General features: G+C 47.6%; 11 protein-coding genes. 7 read left to right on the top strand and 4 right to left on the bottom strand.

Annotation, left to right across the window (positions count from 1 at the left end; genetic code table 11):
• The first annotated feature begins 14 nt into the window (after positions 1–14).
• The 3 genes from ACOQPM_RS15810 to ACOQPM_RS15800 are packed head-to-tail and all read left to right on the top strand — an operon-like array spanning position 15 to position 3,742.
• Positions 15–938, top strand: a complete 924-nt coding sequence (locus tag ACOQPM_RS15810; RefSeq protein ID WP_420630234.1) for an ABC transporter permease — start codon at positions 15–17, stop codon at positions 936–938.
• A gap of 10 nt (positions 939–948) precedes the next feature.
• Complete coding sequence (locus ACOQPM_RS15805; protein WP_420630233.1) at positions 949–3,063, top strand: dipeptide ABC transporter ATP-binding protein; 2,115 nt, start codon at positions 949–951, stop codon at positions 3,061–3,063.
• 19 nt (positions 3,064–3,082) lie between these two features.
• Positions 3,083–3,742: a CBS domain-containing protein gene (locus ACOQPM_RS15800; RefSeq protein ID WP_420630232.1), complete on the top strand. Its 660-nt coding sequence runs from the start codon at positions 3,083–3,085 to the stop codon at positions 3,740–3,742.
• A 9-nt stretch (positions 3,743–3,751) separates the two neighbouring features.
• Here ACOQPM_RS15800 and ACOQPM_RS15795 read toward each other — a convergent pair whose 3' ends face one another.
• On the bottom strand, positions 3,752–4,177 hold the full coding sequence (locus ACOQPM_RS15795; protein WP_420630231.1) for a hypothetical protein: 426 nt from the start codon (positions 4,175–4,177) through the stop codon (positions 3,752–3,754).
• Between ACOQPM_RS15795 and ACOQPM_RS15790 the strand changes: the two genes are divergently transcribed.
• Positions 4,176–5,396 carry a hypothetical protein gene (locus ACOQPM_RS15790; protein ID WP_420630230.1) on the top strand — a complete coding sequence of 407 codons (1,221 nt, stop codon included), beginning with the start codon at positions 4,176–4,178 and terminating at the stop codon, positions 5,394–5,396. The two genes, ACOQPM_RS15795 and ACOQPM_RS15790, sit on opposite strands and share 2 nt — an antisense overlap.
• Before the next feature lie 52 nt (positions 5,397–5,448).
• Here ACOQPM_RS15790 and ACOQPM_RS15785 read toward each other — a convergent pair whose 3' ends face one another.
• On the bottom strand, positions 5,449–6,465 hold the full coding sequence (locus ACOQPM_RS15785; RefSeq protein ID WP_420630229.1) for a phosphotransferase: 1,017 nt from the start codon (positions 6,463–6,465) through the stop codon (positions 5,449–5,451).
• A gap of 314 nt (positions 6,466–6,779) precedes the next feature.
• Between ACOQPM_RS15785 and ACOQPM_RS15780 the strand changes: the two genes are divergently transcribed.
• Positions 6,780–8,531 (top strand): hypothetical protein, encoded by a 1,752-nt coding sequence (locus tag ACOQPM_RS15780; RefSeq protein ID WP_420630228.1) that lies wholly within the window; start codon positions 6,780–6,782, stop codon positions 8,529–8,531.
• Between the two features lie 121 nt (positions 8,532–8,652).
• Here the strand turns inward: ACOQPM_RS15780 and ACOQPM_RS15775 are convergent, their stop codons facing one another.
• Positions 8,653–11,937 carry a DEAD/DEAH box helicase gene (locus tag ACOQPM_RS15775; RefSeq protein WP_420630227.1) on the bottom strand — a complete coding sequence of 1,095 codons (3,285 nt, stop codon included), beginning with the start codon at positions 11,935–11,937 and terminating at the stop codon, positions 8,653–8,655.
• Between the two features lie 41 nt (positions 11,938–11,978).
• On the opposite strand from ACOQPM_RS15775, the gene ACOQPM_RS15770 reads away from it, so the two are divergent.
• Positions 11,979–12,338 (top strand): helix-turn-helix domain-containing protein, encoded by a 360-nt coding sequence (locus ACOQPM_RS15770; protein WP_420627217.1) that lies wholly within the window; start codon positions 11,979–11,981, stop codon positions 12,336–12,338.
• Positions 12,335–12,730 (top strand): IS1 family transposase, encoded by a 396-nt coding sequence (locus tag ACOQPM_RS15765; RefSeq protein ID WP_420627216.1) that lies wholly within the window; start codon positions 12,335–12,337, stop codon positions 12,728–12,730. The genes ACOQPM_RS15770 and ACOQPM_RS15765 overlap by 4 nt, the downstream gene beginning before the upstream one ends.
• 16 nt (positions 12,731–12,746) lie before the next feature.
• Here the strand turns inward: ACOQPM_RS15765 and ACOQPM_RS15760 are convergent, their stop codons facing one another.
• Entirely contained in the window at positions 12,747–13,628 is an 882-nt protein-coding gene (locus ACOQPM_RS15760; protein WP_420630226.1) for a hypothetical protein, read from the bottom strand.
• Between the last annotated feature and the right edge of the window lie 135 nt (positions 13,629–13,763).

Raw genomic sequence — 13,763 nt, 5'->3', positions numbered from 1 at the left:
AGGAGAATACAATCATGGCAGTCGCACAACCAACGCCAAAAGCAGAACGGCCGTCTCGCTGGCAAAAAATATGGCAAAGTATCTCCATTGTTTTTGAGTCTCGCGTGGCAACCGTTGGCATGTTCATCGTCCTATTTTGGGTACTCCTCGGCTTCATCTCGCTCTTTTGGACCCCGTATGAACCCAACTCATCCGATTTTGTACAAAATCTTCCGCCTAATAGCACCAACATTTTAGGCACCGATCACCTTGGCCGAGACATTTTATCTCGCCTTATGCAAGGCACTCAGGTCATCTTGCTAAAAACCCGCCTGCCTGGCGACAGCGGCATTGCCATTCCCGGCGGCGTCGCCATTTGGGGCGTTCTCGGCTCCCTGCTGTTAGGCTCAGTGCTTGGACTCAATGCTGGGTATCGGGGTGGCTGGTGGGATCAGATCATCATGCAATTCCTAGACGCCTTGATAGCCTTTCCGGTGATCGTTCTTTATCTGGTTGTGATTGCTGCACTGGGGCAAGGGGATTTGGTCATGATTTTTGCCATCTCTATCACTGGTGCGCCGGGGATTGCTAGACTGGTGCGTAGCTTGGCACTCGACATTAAAACCCGTGACTATATCCGCGCGGCCGAAACCCGCGGCGAAAACGTCTGGTTTATCATGTTCCGCGAAATCTTGCCCAATGCCCGTGGTCCCATTTTGGTAGATGCCATGCTGCGCGTTGGGTATGCTATCTTTGCCATCGGCACCCTTGGCTTCCTTGGGTTGGGGCTGCCCCCGCCAGACCCAGATTGGGGAAATATGGTCAACGAAGCACGGAAAAACATCTTTTCCAATCAGTGGGCGGTGCTGTGGCCAGCCCTGGCCATCGCCACGTTGGTGATTGGGCTGAATCTATTTGCTGATGGATTGCGTGAAGAGCTAACACGGTTCCAAAAATAGGAAGATTGCAATGGAATGGAAAGTGGACGATAGAAAAGCGTCGGTACTCAAAGTAGAAGATGTTGCGGTGGCCTACAAAATTCGTGGGGGCGAGATTGAGGCAGTCCAAAATGTCTCGTTTGAGATTCGCCGGGGTGAATCGTTTGGCATTGTGGGGGAATCTGGCTGTGGCAAAAGCACGATGGCCTGGGCCATTGTCAACTTTTTAGGCTCCAACGGGTACGTTAAGCGAGGCAGCATCAAGTTTCAGGGGCAAGAACTGGTAGGCAAAAGTGGCGAAGAGCTGCGGCAGCTACGTGGCGACCAAATTGCGATGGTGTTTCAAGACCCCATGCAAGCACTTAACCCATCCATGACGCTGGGTGACCAGATGAAAGAGGTGCTTACCGTGCATCGGGGCATTAGCGATCAGGATGCGGCCACGCGGTGTGTGGAGATGCTAGAACGGGTCTATATGCCAGATGCGGCCAACGTGATGAAGCGGTATCCACACCAAATTTCCGGTGGGCAGCAGCAGCGGGTGGTGATCGCTATGGCCTTGCTGAACAATCCGGCGCTGCTGATTATGGATGAGCCGACAACGGCACTGGATGTAACGGTGGAAGCGGCCGTTCTCGATCTAATCGGCGAGCTGCGACGAGATTTTGACACAGCTATCATGTACATCACCCACAATTTGGGCGTGGTGGCGCGTGTTTGCACCCGTGTTGGCGTGATGTACGCTGGCGAAATGGTAGAACGTGCAGAGATTGAGCAGCTTTTTGCCCGCCCCCAACATCCATACACGCAGGGTCTTATCCGCTGCGTGCCCAAGCTGGGGGCAGACAAGGCCGGCAGCGTCCTGTACCCCATTCGCGGGCGCGTTCCCCCACCCAACAATCGCCCGGTGGGCTGCATGTATGTGCCCCGCTGCGATTATGCCCAAGACCGCTGCCATAGTGAACGGCCGCAGCTACGCATCATGGGGAATGGCACGGCCGTTCGCTGCCACTTTGCCGAAGAGATTGACCCCAGCCAATGGGCTCCCACCGAAGATATAAAACCGGCTTTATCAAGCGTGCAAGCCAACGGTGATGAAGAAACGCTAATAGAAGTTCAAAACCTGAAAAAATATTACGAAGTTCAGGGTAGCTCCCTGAAAGATTTGTTTGGTTTGGGCGAAACGCGCTACGTTAAAGCAGTAGAAAACGCCTCGTTTGCCGTGAAAAAAGGCAAAACGCTGGGCGTTGTTGGTGAATCTGGCTGCGGCAAAAGTACGCTTATTAAAACGTTGATTGGGCTAGAGGACAGCACCAGCGGCGACGCACAGTTCATGGGTTTCGACATCACTGGCGACTTGGAAACCCGCAATGAAAAGCTCATTCAAGAGCTGCAAATGGTGTTCCAGAATCCCGACTCCACGATGAATCCATCTTACACCGTTGGGCAGCAAATCGGCCGTCCGATGGAGCGGTTTGGTACTGTGCCTAAAGACCAAATTCGTAGCGAGGTCATTAAGCTGCTGGACGCGATGCGGCTGGGCGAAAACTATTTTGATCGCCTGCCGCGCCAGCTAAGTGGCGGCGAAAAGCAGCGGGTGGGTATTGCTCGCGCCCTGGCCAGCCGCCCAGACCTGGTGCTGTGCGATGAGCCAGTGAGTGCGCTGGACGTGTCGGTGCAGGCGGCACTGCTTAACCTGCTGCTGGAAGTGCAGCAGGAGTACAAAACCACCATGATTTTCATCGCGCATGATTTGTCGGTGGTGCGCTTTTTCTCAGACGACGTGGCAGTAATGTACCTGGGGCAAATTATGGAAATTGGCCCGGCTGAGGCAATTTATGCCCCGCCCTACCATCCGTACACCGAGGCATTGCTTTCGGCCGTACCTATTCCAGACCCCACGGCCAAGCAAAAGCATATTCGGCTCTCTGGCTCCGTGCCGAGCGCCATTAGCCCGCCAAGCGGCTGCCGCTTCCACACCCGCTGCCCACGCCGGGAGATGCTGCCCGACGGCGGCAAAATTTGCGAACAGGAGATTCCACCCTGGCGTGAGCTGGAAAATGGCCACCGTATTTTCTGCCATATTCCAGAGGAGATGCTCCGCACGTTTGAGCCAGTTATTTCTATGGCGACTAATAGTCACTAACCTACAGGAAGGGAAGAAGATGCTTGTTAAAGAATGTATGACACGACATCCCATCATCATTTCACCGACTACCAGAGCCGCCGAGGCTCAACAAATCATGGCTGAGAATAACGTCCGGCATTTGCCTGTGGCGTCTGCCGGCAAGCATCTGGAAGGGCTGGTAACGCGCACCCGCCTGACGTTAAAGCCAGATTTGCTTGGCAGCTTAAATATGTGGGAAATCTCTCGCCAGTTGAGCAATCTCACCGTAAAAGATGTAATGGTGAAAAAGGATGATGTGCTTACTGTTTTGGCAGACCGCACCATTGAAAGAGCTGCCAAAATTATGGCAGATAACAAAGTGGGTTGCTTACTCATCCTTGACACCGACAGCATTGTTGAGGGGATTATTTCTGAGATAGATATTTTGCGCTCCTATCAGGTGTTGATGGGGCTGCCGGTGGACGGTTTGCGGGTAACGGTGCGTATGCCTAATCGCAAAGGCGAGTTTGCCAAGCTGATGAAAGCATTAGCCGACAACGATTGGGGCGTGATGGGCATTGGCACCTATCCATCTCACCGCCGCGAAGGGTTTTATGACGCGGTTTTGAAAATCCCTGGTGTAACGGCCGATGACGTGCGTGCAGCTTTCAGCCAAATTTCTGATCAAGAAGTGGTAGACGTTCGGGACGTTGTGTAATTGCCTTCATTATTTGAAGGTCGTCGTTCGAGAAACAAACACTAACTGCCCTTCGGCCGTTCCGCAAATAAAGACGCTCATATATCGTTCGATTCGGATGTAGTTTTCGTTTGTTTCCAAATAAATGCAGGAGCCGTTGGCGCGTGCTTCGGCACCCATGTTGAAGTTGGTCGAGTACCAGTTGTAAACGGCCGTAAAACCATCTTGTGTTCTAAAGGTATCGTCCCAGCGGTAAGTGCGGGGTAAGCTGGCATAGTTGCTATGTGCAGCCAGCGGAACGGAGCCAGGGTATTGCACCTGCTGCCGATCCTGTTGAATGAACCAGAGAAGCGTAAAGGCTACGACAAAGAAGAACAAAATGAGCAGCAAGCCACAACCAGCCAACAGCCGCTGGTTGTATTTTTTGGGGGCATCGGCTAAATTTGACGCTGCCATGATGAAAAGTCCTGCGATTTCTGAGCTGTTAACGGCACCAACTTTGGCTGAAAACGGCCGTTCACAACTAACAATCGGTATTGAGCTGAGTGACGGGCGGCGGTTTTGGGCAGATTGTGTGGCTGTGCCTGCGGCGTCTCGCATGGGGGTCGCGGCCGTTTTCGATCCCATTCAGGCAGCGAACCAGATTCAACAGGTAGTTGCCCCGCTGTGGCAAGGCCAACCCGCAACCGAATTCCGACCACTGGCGCAAAAGCTGCTGCCGCTCACCGAGTCGTTTACCTACACCAAAGTCACACCTCCACCAGAACTAGCCACCAGAGCCGTTTCGCGGCGCAGCCTGATTACAGGCTTTTTGGCAGAGGAGCCAACGCCTGTGGCCACAGAAGAGGAAGTGACGGTGGAACGGCCGTTGCATCCGGCAGTGCAATATGGGCTTACGGCGGCGTTGCTGCCAGCGGTGGCGGCAGCCAATCGGGTCTCAGTGGCAAAGTTGGTGGCGCGGGAATATGGGCTAGATTTGATGGAAACGGCCGTGCCGCTGCAAATTCCGCTCAACGACCAAACCATCCAGGCAGCCCACACCATTCTAACCACCCATGTTGCCTCGGTTGGTTATACCACAGGCAACCAGAACCACAAGGCCACCCTGGGCAAAAACGCCGAACGGCTGCAGCAGCACGTACGCCAGATTGCCGCCTGGCTGCCCAGCCTCAACCTGGATTTCCAACCAACCATTCATTTAGATTTGCAGGGTGGCTTTGGCAACCTGTTTGATAACAAAAGCGGCAAGGTGCTGGGGGCAATGTATGGCCTGGAACGAGCGGCCAAGCCATATGACCTGCTGATGCAAAACCCGGTTTGGCGGGAAGATTTACCGACACAACTGGCACAGTACAAAGAGCTAACCAGCTTTTGCCGCATTCGCCGCCTGAAAACGATGTTGGTGGCCGACGTGTGGGTAGATTCATTTGAAGCAGTGCAACAATTTGCCGACGCCAGCGTTTGCCAGATGCTCCATGTTGTGCTGCCTCGATTGGGGAATTTGGAGGTGGGGATTACGACCGTACTGCATGCCAACTCCCAAAACCATCCCGTCATCCTCTCTGGCACGCCCACGCCGCTCACCACCCAGCTAGCTCTTGCCCTCCAGCCTGACCAGCTCCAGGGTGACCCGTTGATTCATTACAACGAAATGCAAAAAAGCCTGCCCCGGTAAACAAATATTGGCATAAAATTTGCCCTGTCAGCGCAAACATCTGGAAAGATACTTATTGCTCAAACCGCTGTTCATATTCACTTAGAAATTTAGTAAATCGTTTATGCGCGTAGGGAATGAAACGGATTTTCTGAATCGGTTCAACCGCAAGCGGTAATGCAGCCATCGCATACATATAATGCGACAGCAAGATCATATCTTTTGTTTCTTGCAATAGCTGTTGGGCTTCTTTTTCTTTTTCTGCCGGGGTTGCGAACTGGAAATTATCCAAATAATAGCTAACCAATGTACCAATTTCACGGTCAGTAAATTCTGGTTCAGCAATGCGAAAGTACGGGTAGTCTGGCTGTTTATGCTTCATAACCGTTTCCGCAAACAGATTGGAAAAATCAAACGCGCGGTGATTCAGGCAAGAAAACTCAAAATCTAGCAGTTTGATGTCGCCATTGTTTAGCTTCATGATGTTGCCATGATAGGTGTCGTTGTGGCAAAAGGTCAGCGGCCCATCTGGTAGACAGCGCTGGACTTTAACGACCGTTTCTGCACTATAAATGGCTCGCAACTCTTCGCAAAGCGCTTGTTCATGGGGTGGGAAGGCGTCCAGCTTTTCTTCCAGCACAATTTTGGCCTCGCGCCCCCACTTTTCGTGGAGCAGTTCAAAGAATGTTTGCGCTGGCAGGTTTGGGGGTTCGATCTGGTGAAAACGCGCCAATTCATTCCCGATTTTGCGTAAATTCTCAGGATCAAATAGATCAGCGGGGGTGAGGGTACGGCCGTTATAAAACGCTTCGATGCGGCATGTTTCGTCGTAATAATAACAGTGGGCGGCAATGTTGTTGGCCGCCAGGGTCAGGAAAACATCCTTTTCCGCCTCAAAGTCCAATATCGCATTCTCTTTCCCCGCAAGGCGACGGTAAAGGATGGCTGAAGGTTGAACATCTTTCTCTGTCGTTATGCCCATCGTAAATGAAGAAAAGCCTTTGGGGTCAGCGAATGTGAAATCTTCTAGCGAAAGGTCTTGCCATTCAGGGAACACCGTCTGGCATTGTGCAAATATCTGTGCTTTCATGGATGTTGTTATTCCTCGTCGGGATTTATGAGCAAGCAAGATGCAAGCCTTATGAAGGATACCCAGCCCTATGAAAATAGGCTACTTGCGTTATCTTCATAAGCCAAACGGCCGTTTCCTCATCACACCTACTCCAACCCAAATCCAAACGCAAACAACGGCTCACCTTCAACCTCAAGCGGCCATGTGTAAGGGAGCTTGCTTGTAAACGGCCGTATCCCAAACAACACATCCGCTTTCCCTGCCAAACCTAATTCAGCAAACGTTTAGCGAATTGATTTTACAAACCAATTTTAATGGAGGACAATTGAAAAATGAAACGAAAATATCTGCTGATTCCCCTAGGCATCATTGGTTTTTTACTGCTTGTACTGACATTAATTTTTCCAGCCATTTTAATGTGGCAACAAGCACCCCCTCTATCTAGCGTCCAGGTTATTCGTCAAAATGGGTCGGTTCCTACGCTGGAGCTGGTCTCTGTGCCGGAAGATTGTGAAACAACGGCCGTTGCCAATGAACCACCGTGTAATCCCAGTTTAGCCCGATCTGGCTGGAGCATTTCGCACGGTGGTAGCTACGCTCAAGGTTCCACCGCACTGCCTGGCCCCACCGCCAATGACACATTTTTAGTCCAGCATCTCGATCTAGCCAACGTCGCCATTACTTACAACTTCAGTTCACCCTATGCCGATGGCGGTGTGGCCGTTTGGGGGTCGCTCTTGACGCTGGACGGCACGATTGTGAAGCTGGATCACGATGCTTTTGCCGTCATTGATAGTTACAGTCCCCAATTTGAAGAGAATGGCGAGATAGATAGAGGATTGGGCATAAGCGGTGCCTACAGCGCCATCGACCGTGACAACCATTTCATTGTGGGCCGACAACGCGCTGTTGAAATTTATGCCGACAGCGTTGCCGGGGATCGTTATTCAGCCATTGCCTTGTTGAAACGGTTTCAACTGCCGGATGAATTTTTTTGCGGGGATGCAGATTTGATTGTGGGTATCAATCTTACCTATGATGACCACATCGTTATCGTGACAGAGGGTGGGGTCGTGGGCGTTTTGCCGCGAGAGATAGAGAAGTTAACGGCCGTTAACTTGCAGCGCTATTCAATCAATGGCGACAATTGCCAAAATGAAAATGATCACATCATCTCCAACAGTATCGCAGTTGACGAAGAGGGCGGCATATACATTGTCACCAGCCGCGCCATGCTGCGTGTGCAGTGGGACGGATCAGCGTTGTCACTCGCCTGGCAAACGCCTTACGATACAGCGCCAGGCTACTTATCCGCCTTGCGCCTGGGGCCTGGCTCAGGTTCCACACCCAGCTTAATGGGCACAGGCACAGATGCCGATAAGTTCGTGGTTTTCACAGACGGTCAGGAATTGATGCACCTTGTTTTTATGTGGCGGGATGAAATCCCCAGCGATTGGCAGCCAATTGCCCCCGGAAAAGATCGCCGCATTGCCTGTGAGGTTCCAATTCGATTTGGCTATCCGGAAGCTACGCGCTCACTTTCGGAACAATCGGTTTTGGTGCGTGGGTATGCTGCGGTGGTCGTTAATAATTTGCTGCAAGAAGAGCCTGGGTACTGGCGGCGAATTCCCCAACAGATTAGCGGGTCGTTGGCCGCATTTGCCGGTGGCGATCCCGATGTTGCCCCATTCGGTATCGAACGGATTGATTGGGATGCAACGACGCAACAGTGCCAGCAGGTTTGGGTAAACGAGGATATTTCCATCCCCAATGGTATCCCGACAATGAGTGAGGCCAGTGGATTGTTTTATGGCATCGGTCAGCGAGATGGAGTTTGGGGATTAGAGGCGGTTGATTTTGCTACAGGGGAATCGGCCTTTTTTGTCCCTTCAAGCCAAACGACTTGCTCGCTGGCTTCTGTGCCCCAAATTCGTTCGCTTGGCTTGCGGTTTACGGCCGTTATCCCCACACTCCTCACCCGTCCCCGTAATTGTGAGAATACGGTTTTTGCGGCCACAGAAGTGGGGCCGGATAGCACAATTTATACGGGGACATTTTTGGGTGTGTCCAAATTTTCGCCATAAACGGCTCAAATTTTAGATTACGCGGTCATGTGTAGAGGGGGGGCTGTAAACGGCCGTATCCCAAACAACACATCCGCTTTCCTAACGTTTGGCCACTCCTAAAATACAGTCTCTGGCAATTTTAATTTGAATCACTTAATAATCGCCTCAATGATGTGACTATCTCATCCTCATCAGTCATTTGTAAGAACTCGGACAGAGTATCTCTGGTTTCTGACCAAACTTCTTGTAAATCCAAAACTGTTTCCACTTGTATAGGTGCGATTTTTTGTAACAGATTTGCAGATCGCCGCTCTTGGATAACATGTCTGTACCAAGCTGCTGCAAAAGGATCGGATATGCCACAGCGTAGCCCAAAGGGAAACGTGTGCAATGTGTTAGTAGATAACACCCACTCTGGAATTGTGTCTGGTTCGTGTTCTACCCATTGATTTTGTAAAGCTAATAGAAGTCCTGCAAATTGGGCTAGCTGTTCGATAAATCCTTTCCCCCACATGATTGTTCGCGGAAGAAAATGTCCTGCACTTGTTCTCTTGTTTTGGTTGGCTTGAGTACTCTCTCTCCGCGTAAGCAATTCCCCAATTTGCAATAGCGTTTTGTCGTCTAACCAAGCTTGAGCTGTCAGTTGCATGTTTTCCCACAAATCATTTAGGTATGGCTCAATGTTTTGAGACAAAATTGTTGGGTATGATTCTTCCTCAAAAAGCTTTTTCAGGTCATCATCTCTATTGGATCCCCAAGAATAACGCCATGCTTTTATATGTAATTTCACTAAGTCCCACGTTGCAGGAGCGGGCAATTCACGAATCCAGTCAAACAAAAATGATGCCCACCCACTATAAGAATCATCTGGGGAAGTAAATCCTGCTATATTTGCATGGCTAAGGATAAAATTGTAAAGATTACTTGCTAGTTCATATTCAATTCCTGCAAAAGATGCAGCCTCTAGTATCCATTCTGGATGCCCATCTTCAATTGCTCTTGTTTTTATAGAATCAAGACGCCGAATTACAGTTTCGGTGGATTCTCCATCCTCTATTTCATAACTGCCTAGTGTAAAACGAACTGTCGAATTTAAATTATCATTGTCAGTGGGTAGTAAAGCTAATAGAGAACGTTCAATTTCATTGGTAGGATCGTCTAGCTGGTTTTCTAACGAAGCTTGGAATTTGTTCTTAAGCGGGCTGTTAATTTGTAAGGATGCATCTTTATATTGAAGAACTGGTACAGTTCGGAGAATTTCACTTTTTTGGATAGCTTGTTCATCTCTTCTTAGCGAGTCAGGGACAATGACGCTTATCCCTCGACATGCGATATTAGCTCTGGCGGCTCTTCCTGTGGCGTTTAGAACTTGAGATAATGAGAGCCTTTGTAATTCATCGGGATCGATATTGAATCCAGTTCCATATTCTGATAGTTGCGTTCCACAAATGATGGCAGCCTTTGCAGCCAGATTTAATCCCTGTGAAAGAGTTCCAGTTGCAACAAGTAACAATGCACGTCCATTTGCAAACGAGATTTCTGATAATTCCCGTTCGCAGTTCAGCATAACAGACGTATGAACTGCAGCTCTTTTTTCGTTTATGAGTTCTTCTAATATAGTCGGTGTGCCTAATTCATATTTTGCAACAATAGCTAAATCGTACTCTTTTTGAGTCGCAGGGATTTCTTCTGGTATTTGCGAACTAGAATCATATTTCCCAGCAATTGAAAATGCTTCATGCTTGTTTTTAAGTACGAACACCAAAGTAGGAATATTATTGTTTGTGAATATTGTGGCTAAGTTGCGGGTAACATCGTTTCTCCATGGAAACTTAGTATTTTTATGCTCAAGCCGAATAGGTGTTAACCAAGATTCCAATGGTGTATCTTCCCTCCAAGGGGTAACTGTATCCCCAAAAGCTTTTACACCAACAGAATATTTATCATTTCCATTTAATGGCCGTTCGAGTGTTTCCCAATCAGGAAATATGGTTAAACGAGAAATTCTGGTTGGTCTCCAGTTTAGATCGATCTCAATAACTTCTTTACCAGTTTTGTTATTTAGCCAAGCAGCTAACTTGTTACTGTCTTGAACCAGCGCTGACATCAAAATAATACGTACTTCGGGGTTTTGAGAAAGACAAAAAGCAAGAACAATTTCCGCAATATCACCACGGTTTTTACTACCCAATAGATGACATTCATCCAGAACCACAGCAGAACACTTTTTGAATATTTCAGACTGTCTTTTGAGAAGTAATAATGCTTTTTCTGGTGTAACCACTAAAACTTGTCGTGGAATTTGAAATTGTGGTAATTCACCAGAATATTCAAGCTTACCAAGATAAGCCTCAACATCAATATTAGTGATTGAGTTCAGATTCTCCCTCAAATCAGTTTTTATTTGGGCACATAAAGCATTTGTCGGGGCAATATATAAAACCCATCCATGCCCTAAAGCTTCAGCCGATGCTAATTCGGCAAGAAAGCTTTTGCCCCCACCTGTAGGCACAGTTATCACAGCATGAGGCATACTATCTACAAAATACTTGGCGCAAAAATCTCTAGTTGGTGGCCAAGCAAATGGAAAACTCTGCTCATTATCTCCACTTACACGAACATTCAAATATTCTTGTTGATCAGAAAACACATTTTCAAGTAATTGAAATGAGCTTTTCCGAGGAACAGCAGAATAGAAAGCCATTAGTTTGAGGGTTTCTGCAAGAAGGGAAAAATAGGTGACAGGGGCATTTTGAAGAGCGGATTGGAGATTGCTAAGCCTTCTATCAATTCCGTTATCCCCTTGGTTTTTGTATTTGTTTGTCAGATTAGCCAAACAAGTTCTCAAAAAGAGAAAAGCTTTTTCTTCAGATGTACTTCCAGAAATCTCCTTTTCGGCTTCATCTCGGCAGTCATTAAATTTCCCTCGAAGAAACTGTCCTAAACAGCGATAATAACTAAGATGAGCATCATTAATGTCTTCATCGGTGTTGAAACCTCCAAAGTCAAAAGAAAGGGCAAATTTAGCAGTAACGCTTGCATTAGCATCGTAATCTGCCAAATGATAATAACTAGCCAAGTCAAGAAATCGAACAAGTTTTCTAAAACGTTGGCTTGCAGATATATTTTCTAAGTCGGCACGACCCAATAAGGTTGAGACTTCGCCAGCTTCCGCAACTAAAAAGGCGGTTGAATCAGCATTGTTACTATCTTCATTTTCAGAGTTATGCAATATCGAGGAAGCTAAAGACAACCGCCTCAAATCCTCCCCAAACAAACTGTTTCTTGTCCCTTCACCATTAAATATATTTCGTTCTAGCCATGAAAGATAAGATCGTGAGAGCATATCACGAGCATCTATAGCAGATAGCTGGGAAGGAATTTGAGAATTTATAATTAAGCCTTGGGCAAATTCATCTATCATGATGGGAGTGACTAAACACAAAGGCATGGTATAAAAGGCACATGAACCAATGTCCGCACTGTCACCGAACAGATTCTCAAGTTAGAAATGGCAAAACTGTGGCTGGTAGCCAAGTATTCAAATGCAAAGCCTGCAATCGTAAATATGTACCCCAGCCTCAGCCAAATGGCCATCCAATTGCCATCCGCCAACAAGCCATTCGCTTGGTCTTGGATGGCAATAGCCAACGTCAGGCAGCACGACATCTAGGTGTTGCGCCACAGTCGGTCGCTAATTGGCTTAAAGCATACGCTGATAAGTTGCCATCAACCTTGCCCGGCCCTAATGAACCAGTGGAAGTAGCTGAACAGGATGAGCTCTTCACCTTTATCGGTGAGAAAAAAACGAAATCTACATCATGACCGTTGTAGACCGGCAAACCCGCTGTTTTCTAGGGATTGAGCCCGTTTTGCAACGCACGCAGGCAGTGGCACAAAAAATGATTGATGAGGCGCCTGCCGAGCAGTATTACAGTGACAAGTTCCCTCTGTACGACAGTTTGATTTATCGTCGCGGCTACCATTTATCGCTAAGAGATAAGAGCGAAACGTACTCAGTTGAAGGAGGCAATGCGGAACTGCGACACTATCTCACTCGACTAGTCAGAAAGAGCCGTTGCTTCTCACGCAGCTTGGTTTGGTTAAATCGTCATGTGAAAGCGTTTGCTCATGCCTGGAACCGACGTCAGTTGCACAATCGGATGCGGCCGTTTGACAAGAAACATGTGATTGAGTTCGTATGCCTACAGAATTAGCCACTCCCTATCATGATTAATCGGACAGACTTTTAGCACGTAATACAAGTTCTTTGGTTAGGTTATCGAATAAATCCCTCATTGACTCAAAAGGGGAACTAATAAAAAATAATCGCTCAGGATCTTGTTTCAATATTTCTTGACGATTGCTTGAAAAATCAACATCTATGTGACCGGTTCCATTTGTTCCATATTGGCAATCATGTCCCACTAATGCCCCAAAATGACTTCGTTCACGCCAAATATTGTTTGCTAATTGCTCTTTTGTGAAGGATGGTTCACTATGTCTTGATATGTCTTTTAAAGCACTTCTAATTTCATCATCGTACTCCCCATCTTTTGTTTGTGTAAATTTCTCACAAGCATCATTTAAGCCTCCCCAAGGGTCTTTTTCTTTTGCCTTCACTTCTCCAATAATTGGAATAGGATTGTTTTGAAACAATCCTATAGCAATAAGGTCTATCCCTTGATTGTTAACCGATAAGTGAGGTTGTGAGATTGCTGTAATTGTTCCTAACCAGTCGGGCATTTTTTCTTGCCGTTGGTGTATTAAAAGTAGAACGTGCGATATTAATTCCTGAATTAACGGATCGCGCATCCGCTCTTTCTGAGCTAGCGTTAACTCTTGATTGGTTTTCAATCTATTTTCAAGGGTATTCAGCAAATTGTTGGTTGCTGTTGTTCCTTCACCAATAGCAGAATCAATACTCATATCAGTTTCAAAAATTCTCCCGACAAAACCTAATAAGCACCAACTGAGATTAGTGAATTGTTCAACAGTATCTGCAAGCCCCCTTATAACATAGTTAATATGGTTATCAACAACTACGGGACCAATAACGTTTGTTGATTGAGCAAGTTCGTTTAATGCACGAGAGACTTCTTCATCTATTACCATCTCAATTAAAAACTCCCCAGATATTATCTTAGCTTATGGCCACGACCACCCCTCTCCGATTTTTCACTACTGCACATAAGGCCATTATACAGGAAAAACGACCGCTTCAGACACCAAAATTTCGATGATGAAAAC

The organism is Candidatus Leptofilum sp. (genome assembly GCF_965223525.1).
In the GTDB taxonomy this organism is placed as follows: domain Bacteria; phylum Chloroflexota; class Anaerolineae; order Promineifilales; family Promineifilaceae; genus Leptofilum.
The sequence above is the reverse complement of the archived record's forward strand: the minus strand, read 5'-3'. Positions and strand labels throughout refer to the sequence as shown.